The organism is Pseudomonas sp. MF06569 (assembly GCF_059862735.1).
On the sequence record NZ_JCBCUZ010000011.1, the window covers coordinates 1 to 21452 of the forward strand.

Consider the following 21452-nt stretch of genomic DNA (forward strand, 5'->3'; position numbering starts at 1 on the left):
GCCCACAGATGGCAATGGGCGTCACCCCTTCATTGAGCAAAAGCAGTATCCGCGCCCGCTGAGCAAGGCTCTGCTCCAGCGTACTCATGCGCAGCCAACCTTGAAGCGTAAGAACGTCGGCGGGCTGCAGTGCAAAGGGAGCAATTGGACGAGGCATGCCTGGAACCATCTCGGGGCGAGGGGTGCACAGTATATCGTTGTACGTTAGAAAATAAACTAACCGCTCACGACACTAGGGCCTGACGCCCTGCGCTAGGCAGGGCGTTCTATAAACACTCACTCCACTAAAGACCCACCTTAGTGTGGGTCGATAGATCTACAGGAACAGAACTGACCGTTGAATGAAGATTAACCTGGCGGAAAACTCAAGTATCAATGGACTGAAGACACGGCCATCGGAGCGCATTATGGGTCCAGATTGACGATCAGAGACTTGGAAGCGCTCTTAATCTTCTGGCCCAAGATCAGGTTACTGCCGAGCACGACCACTCCAGCCACCGGCACTAACGCCTCGGATTTCAGGAAGCCTAGAATGTAACCTCCAAACAAAACCACTGCCATCAATCCACTGATCATACTGGCCAGCATCATGTATTTGAGCGGGTTACCAAAACTTAGAAGGCGCTGCTTTTCTTCAGCCGATATCATCAATTCCTTCTGACATCCCAAGCACACAGTTGGCTGGTTTACATGCAGTAGCGCCTGCTGTTCCTTGTCGATGGGAAATTCTTTTTCACATGCATTGCAGTGAACTTTCAAGCCAAGAATATGTGTAATGGACGAGCTCATTTTGATCCTTAAAAAACACTTGTTAATGAACTGCTTGGCCATGCATGCACGTGGCATGGCAGCGACCGGCGCGAGGCGAGGCAGATTGCTCAAGTTCAGCCAGCGATTGGGGTACGACAGTCTTTGATATCGGCGATGAACGCGTCTTCGAGCTTGGCGGCGTAGTAATGCTCACGGGTGCCAGCAGCACAGGTGCGATACCACTGGATTTCGGTTGGGGTCAAACGCTCGCCCGAGGTCAGGGCAGCTAGCGGTAGTGGCGAGGACTTGTCGAACACCTTGGTAATAACTACTGGCTTGTGCACACGTTGACCGGTCGGCTGGCCGGACTGTGGATCACGCGGGATGATCACTTCGTGTTGAAACCTTTGGACAATGACTTGGTATTCGTGACTTTCCTGGTAGGTATTGCCACCGGTGATCAAACCTTGCTTGGTGCCGGTTATGGGCATGTAAGCGGGTGTAGCCATGGTGATGCTCCTTGCTGAAAAAAAGCAGTTGGAAGACCGAACAATCGGTCAACGCCTGTTTTAAGCATCAAGGTTCATGCCACTTTTAAAATACACATATTTAACAATTAGTTAATGTAATTACACAGACAAAAAAAGCTTTCACCCAGCAAAAACCTGCAAAAGTGCGTAACAAGTTGCGCAAGAAGTTGCGCGCAAGACTGCAGTCCACATGCGGCCTGCCCTACAGGGATTTCCAGCTAATAAATTCGGAATAAGTGCGCAACTTAATGCACACAATGGTTTGCGGCTGTCACTTTGATATTTGGCTCAACAGCCATGAAATTCAGAAGTGTCAAATGGGACGCTTTGCTCTCTTCTATCGCTGAAGAAAAACAACACGTGAAGGGTGAGGGTATTTTGGGCCACTGACGGGGCCAGCGTACAGAGAAGTAGCCTGTACTCTTGCGAAGTACAGGCCAGTCGCGGGTTACACGTCTTTTTTGACTTTGTCCCACTCAGCCTTGAGCTTGGAGACGAAGGATTCTTTTGGGGTTTCCTTGCAGGCAGTCACGACCAGAGGCGTGATTTTTGCGATACCGTCCACATCCAGCACCGCATCTTCAACTTTGCCCTTCTTGTTGATGGCTTCACCCAGGCCGACTGCGGTCGGCTGGAAGCTTTCATCCACTGCCAGGAAATCCGCGCACGTCCATTTTGCGACGGGCTGTTTGGTTTCGGCCTGAGCCAGGGTAGACAGTGCAGCCAGACCCACAGCGCCCATTAACAGAATGTGCTTCTTCATATGCAAATATCCCTATTGTCAAAGATTCAATAATATGTGGTGTGCCGCAAAAAACATAGTATCGAATGATGTTTCTGTCAAAAATAACAGCAAAATCATCCTCTTTAAAACATCACCGTACCCCTTGAGTTCTAGTTAACCGAACAAACAAGAGGCACACTAACGCGAGCAGCGGCCAGTCTATAAATCCGCCATTCATGTACCGAGCCGTTAAAACAGCCCCGATATAATCGACGCTGTTTTAACGTGCATTATTGAGAAAGAATAACCTTCATTGCCTTCTCTTTTGCCGCGTTCCCGAACACCTCATACGCCTGGAGAATGTCAGACAGCGCAAAGCGGTGAGTAATCAACTTCCCGGCATCGATTTTCCCGGACTGCACGGTTTTCATCAGCATGGGGGTGGTATTGGTGTTAACCAGCCCGGTCGAGATGGTGACGTTCTGGATCCAGAGTTTTTCCAGGTGCAGCTCAACGCTTTTCCCATGGACACCCACGTTCGCAATGCTGCCCCCCGGTGCGATAACCGATTGGCAGGTATCGAAGGAGGCAGGAATACCCACTGCTTCGATCGCGACATCCACACCGACCCCGTGGGTCAGCTCGAAAATGCGCTCAACTGCGTTTTGGGTCGTGATGTCGATCACATCCGTCGCGCCAAAGCGCTGTGCAACCTCAAGTCGATTGGTGTCGCCATCCACCATGATCAACTGGGCCGGAGAATAGAACTGCGCCGTCAGCAGCGCCGCCATGCCCACCGGTCCTGCACCGACGATGACCACGCTGTCACCCGGCTTGACCTTGCCGGCAAGCACGCCAATTTCGAACCCGGTTGGCAAGATGTCGCTCAGCATCACCAACGCCTCCTCATCCGCACCTGCCGGCACCGGATAGAGGCTGTTGTCGGCATGGGGGATGCGCACATATTCTGCTTGGGTGCCATCAATGGTGTGCCCCAGGATCCAGCCGCCATCGGCGCAATGGGAGTACATCTGACGCCGGCAGTTTGCACAGCTGCCACAGGAGGTGATGCAGGAAATCAGCACATGATCACCGGGCTTGAAGTTGCGGATGGCAGAGCCGACCGCTTCGACCACTCCCACTCCTTCATGACCCAAGACTGTCCCTTCGGTGACTTCAGGCACATCGCCCTTGAGAATGTGCAGGTCAGTGCCGCAGATGGTGGTGTGCAGGATTCGAACAATGGCGTCGGTCGGTTTGTCGATGACCGGTTGGGGGATATCGGCCCAGGCTTTTTTGCCAGGCCCCAGATAAGTGAGCGCTTTCATGATGGCCATCCTTTACCTGATCAAAAAATAATCAGCACTGCCACTCAGGTGCACCCCGAGTGGCAGCCCCTAAAATCATTGATGCAGTTAAGCAGCCTTTTTCGACAGCGCCCTTGCCGCAGGTCATAAAAAGCCTTTTTGGACTAACGGTGCGGATGAACCGTGAAAGACACCAGCCTCACCACAATCGGCCGCACCACCAGAATGCACAGGAACGCGACAGGCATTGCCAGTTGATAGGCATGCAGCACATTACTTAGATAATCATGCTCAATACCGGCGTTCGCCGCCGTAATCACCAGCGACATCAGGAAGGCCATGATCGTCGACATGTAAAACGCGAAAACGTAGGGCGTAGCCCGTACAGAGAGCTTCAGACGTTTCGAAACCGGGGTTTCAGCAGTTACTTTTGATGTCATACGGGACCTTATCCAGCTTCATTTTCAGGAGTCATGCACCTTAACAAGATCAAAAACCGGCAACTAGACGCCTATCGACAGTTACTTTATAAATAAAAACTTACGAATAGACTCTATGAGACCACCCACAGTGAATCTGCTAGCGGCAATTACCAGCTTTATCAAAGTGGTCGAAACCGGCTCCATCGCAGGCGCAGCCAAAAATCTTGGTCTTAGTGCAGCGGCCGTCAGCCAGACCATCAATCGCCTGGAAGAACATCTCGGTACACGCCTGCTGCAACGCACCACACGCAGCATGGCGCTCACCGAACAGGGAGCGACTTACTATGAAAGGGTGCGACATATTGCGTCCGACCTTGAGTCAGCGCACAGGGCCATCAGCACTGGAGAAACTGAACTTCAAGGGCGGCTTTGCATTGCGTCGACATCCGCATTCGGACGGCATGTGCTGGCCCCTCTGGTTGCGGGCTTTGCTAACCGTTACCCGCGTTTGACCCTGGAGCTGTGTACCACCGATGGCAAGATCAATCATATCCAGGACGGCATTGATCTGAGCCTGCGGATCAAGCCGCAACTGGAAGAAGGCATCGTTGCGCGCAAAATCGCTTCCGTTCCTTTCATCATCTGCGCCTCCCCGGCCTATCTGGCCCGAGCCGGTGCCCCCCGTACTCCCGAGGAACTCCAGCAGCATGCCTGCCTGGCCTTCCGTTACCCGCTGGACGGGCGCTTCCTGCGCTGGGGGTTTATCCGCGAAGGCCAGCACTACTACGCAGCGCTCAACGTCACCGCGATCAGTGATGACATCGATGCGCTGACTCAAATGGCGATTCACGGCGCAGGGATTGCGCGCCTTGCCGAGTTCCTGGCGGCCCCTTTTATCGAGTCAGGTCGACTGGTGACACTGCTTGAAAGTAGCCATGAATCCACCGAGTCCTACGCAGAACCCCTGGATATTTATGCGTGTGTCCAGGATCGCGCCGCCATGACGCCAAAAGTCAAAGCGTTCCTGGACTATTTGACGGCACATATTGAACAACGCTGGACTAAAGACAGTTTTATTACTGTATGACTTTATTAAACGCACCAAAATAGCGCGGCATTTCTTTGGATTAACGTGATAATTTAATACATCCAAAAAACCTATAACAGTTAACTTTTTCACACATTCGTGTTCAGCAGATGAAAATACCAAAGTAAGGGGGCATTCTATTTTTTAATGTACTGTTACACTTAGTTAAAAATGCCATTCAAGGACGAAGCATATGAGTGCCTCAACTAAACGAGGGTGGAAGTGGGCCTACCGCAAGCTGCGTGATCTGCACTGCACGCGCCCTTCTGCCTTTTACAGGGCCACCCTGTACGTTCTTCGCGGGAACACGGGTACATTTGTTTGTGAAGTGACACACAAAAAAATCCGCATTAGCCGCTAACGGCTTTCAGTCTCGTTGCGTGGCTCGCCAGCACATAAATCGCAGGCATTTTATATACCCGTTGAAATCCAGAGGTCTCGCAAGCGCAATGGGGAAGCTCCCATCCTGTTGTTACGCGAGCAAGCCCGTACAATTGCCTGCACCCATTCCCCCCCTTGCCTGACGGAGGGGGGTTGAAGTCACCTGTTGGCTGTCCGGTTGATGAGCCATGCCTGAACGCAAGGCTCATCGAGCCCGTGCCCAAGAAGTCCAGATAATGCCAAAGAAGAAGCAACCCGCAGAGACCCCGGCCGTAACCGCAGCAGACATAGAGCGCTCAATTCAGGCCCTGAACAAAATGGCTGAGCGCCTGTGGGGAGAGGATCGGGTAGCCGAGGCCAAAGCCCTGATCGATGCACTGGATGCTTTGAACCGTGCGCTGGACAGGATCAGGATTGGCGAAAGTCGCCGGGCGGTTACTCTTCACTGAGCACGCCCGCCAGCCGTTCAGATAGAGCAGGCGCTGGCACCGTGTTTTTCAAGATAACGCTGCTGATCTTCATCTGCCTTTTGAAACTCGCCCAGTGCCAGAATCACCGTGGCCACCGGCTTTTCCAACCGCCCGCTGGCATCCAGTTGCTGTATGGCGGCCTGTGCTGATCGGGCTTGTAGATCAGAGTTGAAAAACAAGGCCGAACGGTACTTCACCCCGACATCCGCTCCCTGACGATCGAACGAAGTCGGATCATGCAATGTCCAGAACTGTTCGATCAGGCCACTGTAAGAAATCACCCCCGGCTCGAAGTCGACTTGCACCACTTCAATCCACGCGGCCCCATCTATGGGCGAACGGGCAAAACCGACCCGGCTGTCGATCACTCCCGGTAATAAACGAAACGCGGCTTCAGCCCCCCAAAAACAGCCTGCACCGAAAGTAGCCTGCTCAACATTCACGTCTTCTTCAACATCAGTCATGGGCTGACCTCCTCTTTTTGCGGCAGCAGATGCGAGTGCAACTGGTCGATATGTTCAGGCCCGATACCACAGCACCCTCCAACAATACTGGCGCCTGCCGCCACCCACGACCTGGACCAGTGCAGGTATGACTCTGGCCCCAGATCGCTGCGAATCTCCAGCAAGGTGCTGTTTGCTTTTGCCTGTGTACTGACAGGAGGAAACGCATTGGCGTAAACCCCAAGCTCAGCGGTTTGATCCACGCTGCCAATGACTTCCCGTGCGCTGGCGAGTGCCGCAGCCATCACTTCTGGCTGGCTGCAATTGAACAGCACTGCCCTCGCCCCCAGCTCGAGCGCTGCACGCACGGCATCGGCGACCGACTCCGATGAGCGCAGTCGCGGTGGCTCGTCGGCCTCATCCAGGAGGGTAAACGCGACCCAGAGTGGCTTGGTCTCTGCGCCGAGCGCCTCCACGACAGCCCGTACTTCAGCGATGGAGCTTTGGGTTTCCGCCAACCAGACATCAACATCAGCCCGCAGCCCGGCGATCAGCTCGCGATGAATCGCGACCGAACGTTGATGATCAAACAAATCCGGTCGATACGACCCCAGGGCTGGCGGTAAAGAACCGGCCACCGTGACCGGCTCGCTACTGCCGGATGCCGCCTCACGGGCCAGGCCTGCAGCCCGCTCGGCCAGGGCGCGTCCGTCCCTGGCAAAGCGCTCATCCCCGATATGAAAAGGCACCACCGCGTAGCTGTTGGTGGTGATGATTCGTGCACCGGCCTCAATGAACGCTTGATGGGCCTGGAGCACAAACTCGGGGGCCTCGATCAGCGCGAGCGCTGACCATTCAGGCTGGCGAAACGGCGCCCCGATCCGCTGAAGCTCACGCCCCATGCCGCCATCGAGTAAACGCAAGGATGGGTGGCTCATTGGATCGCACTCACTTTCGGCACCGATGGGGCGAGCCACTGGTCGACGATGGCACCGTTGGCCTGGACCCACGCCTTGGCGGCGACGTCTGCAGGCAGTTTTTCCTTTTCGATCTTCAGGATCAGGTCATTGAGTTGCGCAGGCTCGATCGCCACATTGCGCAGGAACTCGGCAATTTTAGGTGCGCGTTTCTGCAAGGACGAGGACGCCAGAACGTGAACCCTGGCATCCGGGAAGGCGCAGGTGATCTGACTCTTGTTCAGCCAGTCCGGGTCAACGGTCGGGCTGATGAATTTCCAGCAGCCATCGGCCTTGTACAGCGGGTCATCTTTTTTGTTGTCTTGGGCGTAGCCGTCAAACGCGGGTTCATCCAGACGACGCAGGTCAAACGCCGAAAAGATCCAGTCCGGTGTATAGGCATAGAACACCACGCCACGCTGCGCCTTGTAAGCCGACGCCAACTTGGCGTAGGTCACCGATGCCTCCGTGGACACCGACTCGAATTTGTCGGCGAACCCGTAATCCTTGGCCTTGATCTGGCCGATGTAAGTCGACTCCCATCCGGCAGGTCCCACCAGCAACTCGGCCTTGCCGCCGCCCAGAGGCTCGAAGAGCTTGGCCACTTCCGGTTTTTTCAGGTCGTAGACGGATTTGACTCCGTACTTGTCCTGCACATAGCCGGGAATATAAAAGCCCTGCACGGCCGCGTAGGGTTGAGTATTCGGTACCAGGGACCGGGTGCCGCCTGTGACGTATTTCGCCCAGGCTGCCGACTGGTTGGGCAGCCAGATATCCGTCAGCACGTCCACCGAGCCATCGCCTTTGGACGCGGCACTGAACAGCACCGGGACATCCCCTGCCAGGTACGAAACATCGCCATCAAGACGGGTTTTGATCACTTCCCCCAGGATGTACTGAATGGCGATAGCGCCCGTCCAGTTCTGCTCGCCAATGACTATTTTGTCCTTGGCCTGGGCTGTGGCGGGAAGAATCAGGGAGGCCAGCAGTGCAGCAGCGCCCCAGTTGCGCAATACGTGTGTCTTCACAATAAGTCTCACTGTTCAGGTGTGCAGATGATCTTGCTTGCGCAAGCTCGATTGAATGATTCGATCAGGGATCAGCGCGCACAGAACGATCGCCACGCCCGCCAGCACGCCCTCGCCACCCTTGATATTGCGCAACGCCGTCATGACGTCATAACCCAGGCCGCCAGCGCCGATCAGTGCCGCCACGACGACCATCGACAAACTCATGACGATGGTTTGATTGACCCCAAGCAACAGCGACCGTCGAGCCAGAGGCAGTTGCACCTTGGTCAGGGTTTGCCAGGGACTGGCTCCGTGGGCGACCGCAGCTTCGACGGCATCCTTGGGAACTTGCTGAATCCCCAGGGAGGTCAGGCGAATCATCGGCGCCAGCGCAAAAATCACTGTTGCGATTACCGCCGGCGTCTTGCCGACCGAAAAGAACGCCACGGCAGGGATCAAATACACAAACGTTGGCAGGGTTTGCATCACATCCAGCAAGGGCGTGATCACCTTGCGTATCAGCGGTCGCTTGGCAAGCAGAATGCCGGTGGGCACGCCAATGACCAGGGCAATCAACACGGAAGACCCCACCAGCGCCAGAGTGGCGATGGTTCGCTCCCAAAAGCCGAACAGGCCGATGTACAGCAACGCAGCCCCACTGGTCAGCGCCAACGCCAAGCCCGCCGAGCGCCACGCCAGAAACACCAGCGCCAGCGCCGAAACCGGCCACGGCAACCAGCCCAGCAGGCTTTCGATGCCTTCGATGACGGTCCTGACCGCAACGATCACACCCACGAATGCGCTCTCGAACGTCACCTGGGACCAGCCAATAAAGTCATCAATGCTCTGCGCTGTCAGCAACAGCACCTGGCGATTGCTCGGGAACTGCAGCAGCACATTAGTCGTGTCTGGCGTGATGACACGCCAGATCACCAATGCCTGACTGACCAGCAATACCACCAAAGGCAGCGCCCAACCCGATGCGTTGCTGCGCACGGGATGGCGGCTCAACGAGAACGCTGTATAGCGACTGGCGCCAAACAGCGCCACGGCTGCCAGAATCGCCAGCCACGAACCGCTGGCAATGTTTTGCCCCACCAATGCCAAGGCGGCGAGTTCTGCAACGAACGTAAGCCAGAAGGCACCGCCCTTGCCCTGTGCGGCCAGGGCCGCGGGGCCCAGCAACACGGATTGCCAGCCACTCAACCCAGGGTTGGACGTTTGCTCGCGGGGAGCACCTTCAGCAACCGGGACGGGAACATTTTCAACGCTTCGCAGCACTGACGGGGTTGGGGTGCAGTCCCGGAAAAAATCCGCCACTTCAGCGTCAACCGGATGCTCCAGCAACTCCTGGGGTGTGCCCAGCTGCACCAGGCGTCCGCGGCGCAGCACGGCAATCCGGTCGGCAAGACGTATGGCTTCCGCCGGGTCGTGGGTGACCAGCAATGTGCTGATTCCGCGTTCACGCACCAGGGCCAGAAAATGAGTTTGCAGATCCCGGCGGATGGTCGGATCGAGTGCGCTGAATGGCTCGTCCATCAGCAAGATATCGGGGTCAGTCACCAATGCCCGTGCCAGCCCGACCCGTTGCTGCATGCCACCGGATAGCTCATGGGGATAATGATCGCCCCACCCTTGCAGCCCCACCGCCTGCAACTGCAGCGTGGCCGCCGCATAGCGAATCGACTCGGGTTCGCCGCGCAATTCAAGGGGCAACGCGACATTGTCCAGCACCGTGCGATGGGGCAGCAGGCCAAAATGCTGAAACACCATCCCGATGCGCTGGCTCCTCAACTCGCGCAAGGCCTCGGGACTCAAGCCGCTGATGGCCTGGCCTTCGATCAGGACTTCGCCACTCGAGGGCTCGATCAGGCGATTGATGTGGCGCAGCAGCGTTGACTTGCCACTGCCGGATGTTCCCATCAAGCACAGCACCTCACCACGACGCACCTTCAGGCTCACATCGCTGACGGCAGGCAAGGCCGAGGCGTTCTTGCGCTGATAGGTTTTGGTGACGTTTCGCAATTCGAGGACGACGTCACCCTCCCTTTCGGGATGGCTGGCGGGATGGGCGAGCCATTGAGAGGGCTCGATCCGGGCTGCTGATGAAGCGGTTTGAGTCAGTGTCACAGTAGCTCCGAGCAAGCACTCCCTGGAGGCGGCGTGCTGCTCGCTCCAGAGTGGGAAAAAGGGCTGCGCCCCAGGCCATGCTCCGAATACGGTAAGCCTGATGCAAAAAAAAGCGCCGCAGTTGAGGGCGGCGCCTTGCAGAGGCATAAAGCTAAACGATCTTAAAAACTAGAAATAAATACTATTTTGGAATTAGCTTAGGCCAATATCAGCCTCTCTCCGATCATCAAGATGCGAAGCCTCTAAAAATTCTCAAGGCTGACTTTTATCCCCGCACGCCCCGCCAACTCGATAATCCCGGGTACCCGATCAGCATCAACAATGAAACCGTCGTAATTGTCCCCTCCCGAGTCCAGGTGAAGATAACGTTTACCCAGACGGGCTAACCACTGGTCAAGGTTGCCGAGAACTTCGGGCATCGATGAGGCGCCTTCATGGACGTAGACATAGGGTTCCTTCAAGCCACTGGCGCTCACCAAAAAGGGCGCTTGATACTCGAACACGTCATAACCCTTCCAGTCAACGCTAAGCAGAACGAGGGTTTCAAGTTTTTGTCCTTTGACGTCATTCAACAGCCCCTCTGTGAGGGCGGTGGGTGCGTCATCTCCCATCGTGTATCGACGCATCACACGCCGCACAAGCCTGGCCCCTTCCTTTTGCGGAACGAGGGCTACCAACTCATTGGCAAAAGCCTCAAGTGCTTTTTTCCTGGCGGGATCGTGCCCCTCCGGTCGCAGTTCTTTCATGATTTTTGAAGCGCTGAGGTTGGTCTCCTCGGGTGGAGGCATGGTGAAGCGTCCACCAAACAGCCGATCTAAAAAGCCCATGTCACTCCCTGTTTCACGTTGAGGATAACTCTCCCGTTCAAGTCCGGGCCCCAGATCCCGTCGTAGCTTACGGGGGCTACGTGATGATTGTCGATCAACTGCCTTGCTGCGAGCTTCCCGCCCTTTTCAGGCCAAGGCCCAATGGCCAGTTGACATCTTCGCGGCAAACTTCTAAAAAAGGGGTCATTGATTGAAGGCGATCCCTCTGATGTTGCTAATCACCGACCTTATGCTGCGCGATATCGGTTTACATGCCGATGCGTCGGGTCGTGCCTGCATCGCCTCCAAATCCAAGAAACAGTCGCTCATTTGACCGGGGCGCGCTGTCCCGTCAGATGGGCTGACAGGACATGAGCGCTACGGACTTCCTCCCTTGCTTTCTTCCCTTCTGCACTTCTGGCGGTGACTCAATCGGTCAACCTTCAGGAGTCAGTACATGTCATCGTTTCAAGGGATCTGGGTTCCACTCGTTACACCTTTCCATAACGGCGCGATCGACTTTGTCGCACTTCGGCGGCTGGTCAGCCATCTGCTCGAAAGTGGCATCGACGGTATTGTGGTCTGCGGCACCACGGGCGAAGCAGCGGCGCTGAGCAAACGTGAGCAGTTGGATGTGCTGGATGCGGTGCTGGAACAGGTACCAGGACCGCAGGTGGTCATGGGGCTGGCCGGTAATAATCTGACCGAACTGCTGCACTTTCAGAGTGAAATCCTCAAGCGCCCGGTGGCAGGCTTGCTGGTTCCGCCGCCGTACTACATCCGCCCGTCCCAAGCGGGGCTCGAAGGGTTTTTCAACACCGTCGCCAATGCCTCAAGCGTTCCGATCATTCTCTATGACATCCCGTATCGCACCGGCGTGACCTTCGAACAAGCGACCTTGCTCAACATTGTCGAGCATGAGCGGATTGTCGCTATCAAGGATTGCGGCGGCAATCAGGCCAACACACTGGCCCTGCTGGCCAGTCAAAAAGTGGATGTGTTGTGCGGCGAAGACAACCAGCTATTCAGTGCATTGTGCCTCGGGGCATCTGGCGCAATTGCCGCCTCGGCACACATTCATCCCGAACTGTTCGTGGCGCTGTATCAGCAAATTCGCGATAACCAGCTGGCCGAGGGTCGTGCAACGTTCCTGCGATTAGTACCGTTGATTCACAGCCTGTTCATCGAACCCAATCCTGCTCCGGTGAAAGCCGCCCTGGCGCTTGCAGGCCTGATCCATGACGAATTGCGAGCGCCGATGCAACGCAGCAGTGAAGCCATGAAGCTGCGTTTGCAGGGCGTAGTGAGCGGGCTGAAAAACATCGACTGTTGATTGCCAACGACCCAGACCCAGTTATGGCCGCCCGGCACAGGGGCGGTCTTCAGGGGTTCATTTGATTTATCCCACTGCGTTCCACCAAAACCTGAAGAGGGGGACTTGTCAGGCGTCCTGCCCTTTTACCTGGCAGATCCCATTGGCTCTGGCCTTGCCTGTATACGAAACACTCGCCGAGCCGTCCGGATTGATCATCAATGAGATCGTGATACCGCTGCCCTTGGCCTCGAAATAGGTTTCACTGAACTTCTTCAGCCTGGCCTCTTTGCCGTTGATATAAATGGGGCCGCCACGATCCCCATGGACCTCAATGCCTCCAGGACAGGTTGCGTTAACCAAAGGAATCCCGGCCTGCGCAACGGCGGCAACAGATGCCAGAACAACCCCCAACAGTATGTGTTTCATTCAAGTAACTCCCTGACAGACCAAGCGCCCAAACCAAAGCGATACCTTACTTGAATAAAACACGCCACTGCACACGGTGTCTTCAATGTCCGTACACGCGCAATTGAGCTGCGATTTGTCTTCTACACTCTTTTTTGGCCATTTTTGGGTCAAGCCTGTGAAGGCGCACTATGGAAAGGGAGTAATAAAGATGGTTCGCAGAGTTTTGGCGGTTATGGCATTGGTGCTGCTGGCAGGATGCGCCACTAACAGGGCAGAAGTGAGCGTGAATGTCTTGCCACCTGGCAATACACAGACCCCTGCCCCCAGCAATGGCAAGAAGGTATACATCAGCGCCGTGGACAGTCGCGTTTTTCAGATCAAGCCTTCCAGCTTCGACATACCTTCGCTGAAATATGACGAGATTGACGACACGTCGATTACTGCGCGGGCGATTGCGCGCAAACGCAATAACTACAACATGGCCATTGGCGACGTGCTACTGCCTGAAGGGCATACGGTTTCAGAACTGGTGGGCGATGCTGTTTCCAGCGCTTACCGGCAGGCAGGCTATGAGGTGGTCAGCACTCGCGAAGCCCCGGATGTCAGGGAAGTGAAGGTCAACATCATTGAGTTCTGGTCATGGTATACGGCTGAAGGCGTGCTCGATAAGGTGCTGCGCAACAAGTCGTTGTTGCAGATAAAAACCGCAGGCGCACCTGAGCGGTCCCTGAAAACCCTGGTCAGCGAGAAGGTGAAAGTGGCCACGGATACCGACTGGAAGCACATTACCGAAGCTGGCCTTGAAGCCATAACCCAGGAGACCCTCAAGCAGCTTTGAGCGATGTGTCGAGCACAGCACGTCAGAGGCCGTCCACTTCGCTTGAAGTGGACGGCCTCCAGTCTGATGGATACAGGGATGACCGCAGCATGGGTGCGGCTCCTCCCGGCGCGCGAACTGCCCGCGCTTTGAGTCGTCGGGCAGCCTGAATAGATGTGATCAATGAACCAAAACCTTGAGTCATTGGCCTAGATTGGCAGGGAGTAGATTAACTCGAAGCTCAATGCTGAAGCCCATTGATCACTGCCCATTACCAAGGGCGGGTCCCAACAAGCAATCCGGGACTCCTGCTCGCTACACGTTCTCAAAGTGAACTCCTGAAATACGCTCTACGAACACACTCTTTTTACCAAGGGCCTTCGCTCGCGTCTAAGACCCCTTCTTCATATCCCCTATGCCCTTAAAAGTCTGCCGCTGCGCGGAAAACGCTGCTTGAAAGGTGCCAAGGCCTCATGAATTCCCCTGCCTTCCATGATCTGCGAACAGGCTGGCCAGGCATATGACGTGCCTAAACCGTGGAAGCCGACCATCAGTGCCTTGAAGATACGGCACAGACCACCGTACAACTGCCCTCACACCTATGAGACAATACGCAATATGTCTGGCATGAACCCCCGCATTTATTTCCCAGCAGCTCGGCCATAACGTGCAGATGCTGCTGTCGACTTATGCGCGATGGATCAACTCAAGCTCAGATCGGAGTGAGCTTGAAGAGCTCCCAAAGGGGTCAATAATTGGTCCCGGTCCAAATTCGCGCTTTCTAAGCTATTGATAGGTAAAGTAATTGATCTCCACAGCAAATATCACGATGCAGTTCGGCGCAAAGCCGCTATTCGAGAACGTTTCAGTAAAATTTGGTGCAGGTAACCGTTATGGCCTGATCGGCGCCAACGGTTGCGGCAAGTCCACCTTCATGAAAATCCTCGGTGATGATCTTGAGCCGTCTGGCGGCCAGGTCATGCTGGAGCCGAACGTGCGTCTGGGTAAATTGCGCCAGGACCAGTTCGCTTACGAAGAATTCACCGTCATCGATACCGTGATCATGGGTCACGAAGAGCTGTGGAAGGTCAAGGCCGAACGCGACCGCATCTACTCGCTGCCGGAAATGACTGAAGATGACGGCATGGCCGTTGCCGAACTCGAAACAGAGTTCGCAGAAATGGACGGTTATACCGCCGAATCCCGTGCTGGCGAGTTGCTGCTTGGCCTGGGTATTGGCATCGAACAGCACAACGGTCCGATGAGCGAAGTATCGCCGGGCTGGAAGCTGCGTGTTCTGCTGGCTCAGGCGCTGTTCTCGGACCCTGAAGTCCTGCTGCTCGACGAACCGACCAACCACCTGGATATCAACACCATCCGCTGGCTGGAAAACATTCTGACCCAGCGCAACAGCCTGATGATCATCATCTCTCACGACAGGCACTTCCTGAACAGTGTCTGCACCCACATGGCTGACCTGGACTACGGCGAACTGCGTCTGTTCCCGGGCAACTATGACGAGTACATGACCGTCGCTACCCAGTCGCGCGAGCAGCTGCTGTCTGAAAACGCCAAGAAAAAGGCCCAGATCAACGAACTGCAAGCGTTCGTCAGCCGCTTCTCGGCCAACGCCTCGAAATCCAAGCAGGCCAGCTCCCGCGCCAAGGCGATCGACAAGATCACCCTGGCCGAGGTCAAGCCTTCGAGCCGTGTCAGCCCGTTCATTCGCTTTGAACAGAACAAAAAGCTGCACCGTCAGGCAGTCATTGTCGAGCAAATGGCCAAAGGCTTTGATGGCAAGATCCTGTTCAAGGACTTCAGCTTCACCGTTGAAGCCGGCGAGCGCGTCGCGATCATTGGTCCGAACGGTATCGGTAAAACCACCCTGCTGCGCACCCTGGTCAACGAACTGACCCCGGATGCCGGTACTGTGAAGTGGACGGATGCCGCTGAGCTGGGCTACTACGCCCAGGACCATGCCCACGACTTCGAAGACGACATGACCCTGTTCGACTGGATGGGCCAGTGGACTCAAGGCGAGCAAATGGTACGTGGCACCTTGGGCCGCATGCTGTTCTCCAACGATGACATCCTCAAGTCGGTCAAGGTGATTTCCGGTGGTGAGCAAGGTCGCATGCTGTTCGGCAAGCTGATCCTGCAAAAAGCCAACGTGCTGATCATGGACGAACCGACCAACCACTTGGACATGGAATCCATCGAGGCGCTGAACCTGGCACTCGAGAACTACCCGGGCACCCTGGTATTCGTCAGCCATGACCGTGAGTTCGTATCCTCCCTGGCCACTCGTATCATCGAGTTGAGCCCAAGCGGCGTGATCGACTTCAGCGGTACATACGATGACTACCTGCGTAGCCAGGGCGTTGTGTTCTGATTTGAGACACCGCGAACGGCCCCCTGCTCTGGATGTGTAACAGCGCAACCTGAGCAGGACCCAAAACCAATGCCCCGACTCGTCGGGGCATTGGCGCTTCTGGCGCCTGAAAAAACCGCATCAGATGGACTGGCTAAGGGGCACACACCAAAGGCGCGAATGTAAAACATACGCACATGCAAACAATTACTATTTACACCTGCGAATAAATCTCTAGTATCGGCCCTTGGCGTAGTCCGTTGTCAGACAACAAGCATTTCTAACTGCGAAATGTCTGACCAGCCGGCACTAGTATTCACCACTCGCAGGATCTATCTGATGCCCCGTCCTTATATCCCCTCGTTGACCGGTGCCCTGGCACTGGGCTTTTCTGCTGCAACCCTTGCAGCGACGGCCATTCCGGGCCCGTTGAATCTGGGTGAAGTGAAGATCAATGCCCAAAGTCAGATAACCGATAACGCCACCACCGAAGGCAGCGGCTCCTACACCACCGGCGCCATGAGCACGGCTGTCGGCCTGCCGCTGTCGATCCGCGAAACGCCGCAATCGGTCAGCGTCATCACCCGTCAGCGTATGGACGATCAGGGCATGAATGACCTCAACGATGTGGTCAAGTACGCACCGGGCATCACCCTGCGCAAGTTCGGCGGGGATCGCCAGCAGTTCCTCGCCCGCGGCTTTATCATCGACAACCTGATGTACGACGGCCTGCCCACCAGTCTCAGTACTTTTACCCTGGACACCATCGCCGGGGCGGACCTGGCCATGTATGACCGGGTGGAGGTCGTACGCGGCGCCACGGGCCTGATGAGCGGTGCCGGCAGCCCGTCAGCCACCCTGAATCTGGTGCGCAAGCGCCCTACTGCCACGCCGCAGGTCAGCATCACCACCAGCGCAGGGAGCTGGGATCGATACCGCACCGAAGTGGATGCGTCCAACAAGCTCAATGAGTCGGCAACCCTGAGGGGCCGTGTCGTAGCGGCCTATGAGGACGACAAAAGCTACATCGACGAGCGCGATAAACAGCGCCAGACGTTCTACGGCGTCATTGAAGCGGATCTGAGCGATGCAACCACCTGGACCCTTGGCGCCTCCAAGCAGCGCGACGACGCCACCTCCGACTGGGGCAGCCTGCCCGCCGGGCCAAATGGCGAAGACCTGCACTTGCCACGCTCGACCTTCCTGAGCAACGACTGGGCCTATTGGGATCGGGACAACATCAGCCTGTTCACCGATCTCACCACCCGCTTCGACAACGGCTGGACTTCAAGACTGGCCTTCGCCAGGATCTGGGCCGAGTCCAACACCTTTTCCAGCTATTTGAGCGCAGCCAAGGGCGGCGGGTTTACCCAGTCCTCCGGCCAGTACGACACCACCGATGTACAGACCAACCTCGATGGCTCGCTCTCGGGTCCGTTCACCCTGTTTGGCCGCGAACATGAGCTGACGGTGGGTGCAAGCCGTCGTCAGGAAAAATTCGACCAGAAAGGCGGCTTCTGGGCCAAGGCGACCCCGATCGACATCTACAACTTCGACCCGGGTGTCATTCCCAAGCCGAACATTGCCGACCGCACCCCTTATCAAAGCCAGAACACCGCGACAGAAGAAGGCGTCTACGCCGCCGCTCGCTTCAACCCGTTCGATCCACTGCACGTGATCATCGGCTCCCGGTTGAGCTGGTACGAATACGACAACCGCTCGGGCACCGGCGATTACAAGGTCACTCAGCAAGTCACGCCGTATGCGGGCGTGGTCTATGACATCAACGACACTTACTCGGTCTATGCCAGCTACACCGAAATCTTCAAGCCACAAACCCAACAGGACGTCGCGGGTTCGGTGCTCAAACCGATGACCGGTGAAAGCTATGAAGTCGGGATCAAGGGCGAGTACTTCGACGGTGAACTGAACGCCTCCCTGGCACTGTTCGACATGACCCAGGAAAACCGCGCCTATGCCCTCGACACCCAGCCCGCCAGTTGCCTGGCCACCAACCGCACCTGCTATGAAGCCGCCGGGGAAGTTCGCAGCCGTGGCCTGGACGCGGAAATCAGCGGTGCCCTCACCCCTGACTGGCAGGCATCTGCCGCCTACACCCTGGTGTTGAGCCAGTACGTCAAGGACAAGGCATTCGACAAAGGCAACCTGTTCGCCCCCAACCAGCCCAAGCATTTGTTCAAGGCGGCCACCACCTACCACCTGCAAGGTGCGTTTGCCAAGGCACGCATTGGCGCCGATGTGCTCGCGCAAAGCGCTACCTATGGCCGGGTCGGCAACGGCCATGCCGAGCAGGACCCTTATGCGGTGGTGGGCTTGATGGCCGGCTATCGCCTGGATGAACACTGGGATGCACGGGTCAACCTGAACAACGTGCTGGATCAAAAATACTGGCAGGGTATCCCGACCGCCAGCGGCTCAGGCACTTACGGGGACCCGCGCAACCTGATGTTTTCGCTGAAATGGACGTTGTGACGCGCGAGCGCTGAGACCATTCACCCCTGGCGGGTGAGTGTGGAGGGCTGCCCCTCCACACTCACCCGCCAGGGGTTTGCTTGAGTGATCAACCCACGCAAAGCTCCACCTGGCCATCGCTCAAGCGTGCGGGCCACACACGCAAGCGCTGTTGCGGCGACTCCAGGCAATGGCCGTCCTCCAGTCGGTAATGCTGTTTGTAGATCGGCGACGCCACCACCAGCTCACCCTTGATCGTGCCAATCAGACCGCGGCCGATGACATTAGCCCCGGATTGCGGGTCATGGTTGTCAATGGCGTACAGGGATTTGCCCGCGTGTTGAGGCAGGTAAAAGAGCGCCACCTGCGCCCCTTCAAACCAGACCACCACCCCGGAGTTGGTCACCAGGTCTTGCTCATTGCACACCGTTTTCCAGGTGGCCAGGTTTTGCCGGGTATTGGACTGACTCATCACGCAATCTCCTCGATAACTGGAATAAGGTTAAGTTCGGCGGCCATGATCGGACGACGCTGGCCGCGCTCCTGGACAAAATGGATATCGGGGTCTGCACGCTTGTCGTTGACGAAGGTGCGAAAACGCTTGAGCTTTTCAGGGTCTTTGAGGGTGTTGGCCCATTCGCATTCATAGCGATCGACCACCAGCTGCATCTGGGACTCAAGTTCGGCACCCAGGCCCAGACTGTCGTCGAGGATCACGGCTTTGAGGTAGTCCAGGCCACCCTCCAGGCTTTCGCGCCACACCGAAGTGCGTTGCAGCTTGTCCGCCGTGCGGATGTAGAACATCAGGAAGCGGTCGATGTAGCGAATCAGCGTGTCGTCATCCAGATCGGTGGCGAACAGTTCGGCGTGACGAGGACGCATGCCGCCGTTACCGGCGATATACAGGTTCCAGCCTTTTTCCGTAGCGATCACGCCCACATCTTTGCTTTGCGCTTCGGCGCACTCGCGGGTGCATCCGGAGACGGCGAACTTGAGCTTGTGCGGTGAGCGCAGTCCCTTGTAGCGGTCTTCGATCAACAGGGCCATTTTCACACTGTCTTGTACACCGTAGCGGCACCAGGTACTGCCGACACAGGATTTAACCGTGCGGGTCGATTTGCCGTAGGCGTGTCCTGTTTCAAACCCGGCCTCGATCAGCTCACTCCAGATGTCCGGCAACTCATGCAACTGGGCGCCAAACAGATCGATACGCTGGCCACCGGTGATTTTGGTGTACAGGTCGTACTTCTTCGCCACCACGCCAATTGCGATCAGCTTGTCGGCCGTGATCTCGCCACCGGGGATGCGCGGTACTACGGAGTAAGTGCCGTTTTTCTGCATATTGGCCATGAACGTGTCATTGGTGTCCTGCAGCGGCACCAGCGAGGCATCCATGATCGGCTGGTTCCAGCACGACGCAAGTATCGACCCCACGGCCGGCTTGCAGACATCGCAACCGGTGTGGCCACGGCCATGGCTGGCCAACAACTCTTCAAAGGTGGTCACGCCTTCTACGCGAACCAGGGCGTAAAGTTCCTGACGGGTATAGGCGAAGTGTTCGCACAGGCTCTTGTCGACAGTCACACCCCGGGCAATCAGCTCGTGCTCGAACACTTGCTTGAGTAAACCGGCGCAACCACCGCAGCCAGTGCAGGCCTTGGTCTGAGCCTTGAGCATGCCGAGGTCGCCGCAGCCGCCGTCAATGGCCGAACAGATGGCACCTTTGGTGACGTTGTGGCAAGAACAGACCGTCGCCGACTCCGGCAGTGAACCCGGCCCCAGGGTGGGTGCGCCGGTAGACGTCGGCAAAATCAGGCTGGCAGGTTCCGCTGGCAAGGCAATGCTGTTTTGCATGTATTGCAGCAAGGTGTCGTAGTAGCTGTTGTCGCCGACCAGTACGGCACCGATCACATGCTTGCCCGTGGCGTCGACCACCAGGCGCCGATAACTGGCCGTGGCCTCGTCGATAAACTGATAGCTGCGCGAACCCGGCATATGGCCGTGGGCGTCGCCAATGGAACCGACGTCTACGCCCAGCAGTTTGAGTTTGGTCGACATGTCCGCGCCGATAAACGGCTCAGCGGCCTGATCACACAACACGGCCGCCACCCCCCTGGCCATCTGGTAACCCGGCGCCACCAGACCGAACACACTGCCGTTCCAGGAAGCGCACTCGCCGATGGCATAGATGTTCGGATCGCTGCTCAAGCATTCGTCGTTGATCACCACACCGCCGCGCGGGCCTATCTCCAAAGCTGCCTGACGGGCCAGACCATCCTGGGCGCGGATACCGGCCGAGAAGACAATCAGGTCGGTTTCAAGGAACTCGTCATTGGCGAAGTTCATGCGATAGCGATACTGCTCGCCAGCGCTGATCGACTGGGTGGCACGCGACAGGTGGACGCCGACCCCCAGCCGTTCGATTTGCGTCTTGAGTGCCAGGCCGCCGAAGTCATCCAGTTGCACCGGCATCAGGCGCGGTGCGAATTCGACAACATGGGCTTCCAGGCCCAGGCTTTTGAGCGCGTTGGCCGCCTCAAGGCCCAGCAAGCCACCGCCCACCACCACGCCACGTCGGGCATTGGTTGCCGCAGCCCGTATGGCGTCAAGATCTTCAAGGGTTCGATACACCAGGCGTGAGTCCCCCTCGGCCCCTTCAATCGGCGGCACAAAGGGATAAGACCCGGTGGCCAGCACCAATTTGTCGTACGGCACGCTGCCTTGCGCAGTGATCACCTCACAACGGGCGCGATCGATTTCCAGTACGGGGACGCCCAAGTGCAACGTGACACCGGGCGTCTGGTAGAGCGACGCTTCTGACAGTGCCAGCGACTCAGCATCGCGACCGGTGAAGTATTCAGACAGGTGCACCCGGTCATAGGCCCGCATGGGCTCCTCGCTGAACACATGCAGTCGGTAGTGATCCAGCGCGCCCCGCGCGATCAACTGCTCGACACAATGATGTCCGACCATGCCATTGCCCACTACGACCAGGGTTTTCACGTTGTTCAACACGGCAACATTGGAGTTCATATAAAGCACCCGCCAAAGCC

At 56.8% G+C, this 21452-nt stretch carries 18 protein-coding genes and 2 pseudogenes; 6 read left to right on the forward strand and 14 right to left on the reverse strand.

Translation table 11 applies throughout. The features are described from left to right. The 6 genes and pseudogenes from AC19YQ_RS12540 to AC19YQ_RS12565 all read right to left on the reverse strand — a co-directional run. Positions 1-157 (reverse strand): annotated as a pseudogene (locus AC19YQ_RS12540) (IS630 family transposase); the annotation flags it as partial. A gap of 248 nt (positions 158-405) precedes the next feature. Next, positions 406-789: a hypothetical protein gene (locus tag AC19YQ_RS12545; protein ID WP_339476206.1), complete on the reverse strand. Its 384-nt coding sequence runs from the start codon at positions 787-789 to the stop codon at positions 406-408. Positions 790-896: 107 nt separating this feature from the next. Further along, positions 897-1259, reverse strand: a pseudogene (locus AC19YQ_RS12550) (Hcp family type VI secretion system effector); the annotation flags it as partial. Between the two features lie 469 nt (positions 1260-1728). After that, a complete protein-coding gene (gene hdeA, locus AC19YQ_RS12555; RefSeq protein ID WP_133078054.1) occupies positions 1729-2043 on the reverse strand; it encodes an acid-activated periplasmic chaperone HdeA in 315 nt (104 codons plus the stop codon). Between the two features lie 251 nt (positions 2044-2294). Beyond that, positions 2295-3332 (reverse strand): zinc-dependent alcohol dehydrogenase family protein, encoded by a 1038-nt coding sequence (locus AC19YQ_RS12560; RefSeq protein ID WP_339476207.1) that lies wholly within the window; start codon positions 3330-3332, stop codon positions 2295-2297. A gap of 143 nt (positions 3333-3475) precedes the next feature. After that, positions 3476-3751, reverse strand: a complete 276-nt coding sequence (locus tag AC19YQ_RS12565) for a DUF2798 domain-containing protein (RefSeq protein ID WP_500595194.1) — start codon at positions 3749-3751, stop codon at positions 3476-3478. Between the two features lie 130 nt (positions 3752-3881). Here AC19YQ_RS12565 and AC19YQ_RS12570 point away from each other — a divergent pair, with 130 nt between their 5' ends. Together AC19YQ_RS12570 and AC19YQ_RS12575 are read left to right on the forward strand one after the other, a co-directional pair. Then, positions 3882-4820 carry a LysR family transcriptional regulator gene (locus AC19YQ_RS12570; RefSeq protein ID WP_500595195.1) on the forward strand — a complete coding sequence of 313 codons (939 nt, stop codon included), beginning with the start codon at positions 3882-3884 and terminating at the stop codon, positions 4818-4820. 617 nt (positions 4821-5437) lie between these two features. Then, entirely contained in the window at positions 5438-5650 is a 213-nt protein-coding gene (locus AC19YQ_RS12575) for a hypothetical protein (RefSeq protein WP_133078050.1), read from the forward strand. 17 nt (positions 5651-5667) lie between these two features. Here the strand turns inward: AC19YQ_RS12575 and msrA are convergent, their stop codons facing one another. From msrA to AC19YQ_RS12600, 5 genes are all read right to left on the reverse strand, one after another. After that, entirely contained in the window at positions 5668-6135 is a 468-nt protein-coding gene (gene msrA / locus AC19YQ_RS12580; RefSeq protein ID WP_500595196.1) for a peptide-methionine (S)-S-oxide reductase MsrA, read from the reverse strand. Continuing rightward, the gene (locus AC19YQ_RS12585) at positions 6132-7052 is read right to left on the reverse strand and encodes a homocysteine S-methyltransferase family protein (protein ID WP_500595197.1); all 921 of its coding nucleotides are present in this window, start codon (positions 7050-7052) and stop codon (positions 6132-6134) included. Before AC19YQ_RS12585 ends, msrA begins: the two co-directional genes overlap by 4 nt. After that, a complete protein-coding gene (locus AC19YQ_RS12590; protein WP_500595198.1) occupies positions 7049-8098 on the reverse strand; it encodes an ABC transporter substrate-binding protein in 1050 nt (349 codons plus the stop codon). The genes AC19YQ_RS12585 and AC19YQ_RS12590 overlap by 4 nt, the downstream gene beginning before the upstream one ends. Before the next feature lie 15 nt (positions 8099-8113). Further along, positions 8114-10210, reverse strand: a complete 2097-nt coding sequence (locus AC19YQ_RS12595) for an ATP-binding cassette domain-containing protein (protein ID WP_500595199.1) — start codon at positions 10208-10210, stop codon at positions 8114-8116. A gap of 242 nt (positions 10211-10452) precedes the next feature. Then, a complete protein-coding gene (locus AC19YQ_RS12600; RefSeq protein WP_339476224.1) occupies positions 10453-11037 on the reverse strand; it encodes a DUF6630 family protein in 585 nt (194 codons plus the stop codon). Positions 11038-11473: 436 nt separating this feature from the next. Here AC19YQ_RS12600 and dapA point away from each other — a divergent pair, with 436 nt between their 5' ends. Then, on the forward strand, positions 11474-12349 hold the full coding sequence (gene dapA / locus AC19YQ_RS12605; RefSeq protein WP_500595200.1) for a 4-hydroxy-tetrahydrodipicolinate synthase: 876 nt from the start codon (positions 11474-11476) through the stop codon (positions 12347-12349). A gap of 108 nt (positions 12350-12457) precedes the next feature. Here dapA and AC19YQ_RS12610 read toward each other — a convergent pair whose 3' ends face one another. Beyond that, positions 12458-12757, reverse strand: a complete 300-nt coding sequence (locus AC19YQ_RS12610; RefSeq protein ID WP_500595201.1) for a hypothetical protein — start codon at positions 12755-12757, stop codon at positions 12458-12460. Positions 12758-12947: 190 nt separating this feature from the next. Here AC19YQ_RS12610 and AC19YQ_RS12615 point away from each other — a divergent pair, with 190 nt between their 5' ends. The 3 genes from AC19YQ_RS12615 to AC19YQ_RS12625 all read left to right on the forward strand — a co-directional run bounded on the left by AC19YQ_RS12615 (position 12948) and on the right by AC19YQ_RS12625 (position 18420). Then, positions 12948-13577, forward strand: a complete 630-nt coding sequence (locus AC19YQ_RS12615) for a YajG family lipoprotein (RefSeq protein WP_500595202.1) — start codon at positions 12948-12950, stop codon at positions 13575-13577. 784 nt (positions 13578-14361) lie between these two features. Further along, the gene (locus tag AC19YQ_RS12620; RefSeq protein WP_133078041.1) at positions 14362-15948 is read left to right on the forward strand and encodes an ABC-F family ATPase; all 1587 of its coding nucleotides are present in this window, start codon (positions 14362-14364) and stop codon (positions 15946-15948) included. A 318-nt stretch (positions 15949-16266) separates the two neighbouring features. Further along, entirely contained in the window at positions 16267-18420 is a 2154-nt protein-coding gene (locus tag AC19YQ_RS12625) for a TonB-dependent siderophore receptor (RefSeq protein WP_500595203.1), read from the forward strand. Positions 18421-18508: 88 nt separating this feature from the next. Here the strand turns inward: AC19YQ_RS12625 and nirD are convergent, their stop codons facing one another. Together nirD and nirB are read right to left on the reverse strand one after the other, a co-directional pair. After that, positions 18509-18871, reverse strand: a complete 363-nt coding sequence (gene nirD, locus AC19YQ_RS12630) for a nitrite reductase small subunit NirD (RefSeq protein WP_500595204.1) — start codon at positions 18869-18871, stop codon at positions 18509-18511. Further along, the gene (nirB, locus tag AC19YQ_RS12635) at positions 18871-21432 is read right to left on the reverse strand and encodes a nitrite reductase large subunit NirB (RefSeq protein ID WP_500595205.1); all 2562 of its coding nucleotides are present in this window, start codon (positions 21430-21432) and stop codon (positions 18871-18873) included. Before nirB ends, nirD begins: the two co-directional genes overlap by 1 nt. Between the last annotated feature and the right edge of the window lie 20 nt (positions 21433-21452).

Bases quoted from the DNA above. Each gene is read 5' to 3' on its own strand.
- AC19YQ_RS12625 (WP_500595203.1), top strand. From the start codon at position 16,267: ATGCCCCGTCCTTATATCCCCTCGTTGACCGGTGCCCTGGCACTGGGC.
- AC19YQ_RS12575 (WP_133078050.1), top strand. From the start codon at position 5,438: ATGCCAAAGAAGAAGCAACCCGCAGAGACCCCGGCCGTAACCGCAGCA.
- AC19YQ_RS12560 (WP_339476207.1), bottom strand. From the start codon at position 3,332: ATGAAAGCGCTCACTTATCTGGGGCCTGGCAAAAAAGCCTGGGCCGAT.
- AC19YQ_RS12610 (WP_500595201.1), bottom strand. From the start codon at position 12,757: ATGAAACACATACTGTTGGGGGTTGTTCTGGCATCTGTTGCCGCCGTT.
- AC19YQ_RS12545 (WP_339476206.1), bottom strand. From the start codon at position 789: ATGAGCTCGTCCATTACACATATTCTTGGCTTGAAAGTTCACTGCAAT.
- msrA (WP_500595196.1), bottom strand. From the start codon at position 6,135: ATGACTGATGTTGAAGAAGACGTGAATGTTGAGCAGGCTACTTTCGGT.
- AC19YQ_RS12565 (WP_500595194.1), bottom strand. From the start codon at position 3,751: ATGACATCAAAAGTAACTGCTGAAACCCCGGTTTCGAAACGTCTGAAG.
- dapA (WP_500595200.1), top strand. From the start codon at position 11,474: ATGTCATCGTTTCAAGGGATCTGGGTTCCACTCGTTACACCTTTCCAT.
- nirD (WP_500595204.1), bottom strand. From the start codon at position 18,871: ATGAGTCAGTCCAATACCCGGCAAAACCTGGCCACCTGGAAAACGGTG.
- hdeA (WP_133078054.1), bottom strand. From the start codon at position 2,043: ATGAAGAAGCACATTCTGTTAATGGGCGCTGTGGGTCTGGCTGCACTG.
- AC19YQ_RS12615 (WP_500595202.1), top strand. From the start codon at position 12,948: ATGGTTCGCAGAGTTTTGGCGGTTATGGCATTGGTGCTGCTGGCAGGA.
- AC19YQ_RS12585 (WP_500595197.1), bottom strand. From the start codon at position 7,052: ATGAGCCACCCATCCTTGCGTTTACTCGATGGCGGCATGGGGCGTGAG.
- AC19YQ_RS12600 (WP_339476224.1), bottom strand. From the start codon at position 11,037: ATGGGCTTTTTAGATCGGCTGTTTGGTGGACGCTTCACCATGCCTCCA.
- nirB (WP_500595205.1), bottom strand. From the start codon at position 21,432: ATGAACTCCAATGTTGCCGTGTTGAACAACGTGAAAACCCTGGTCGTA.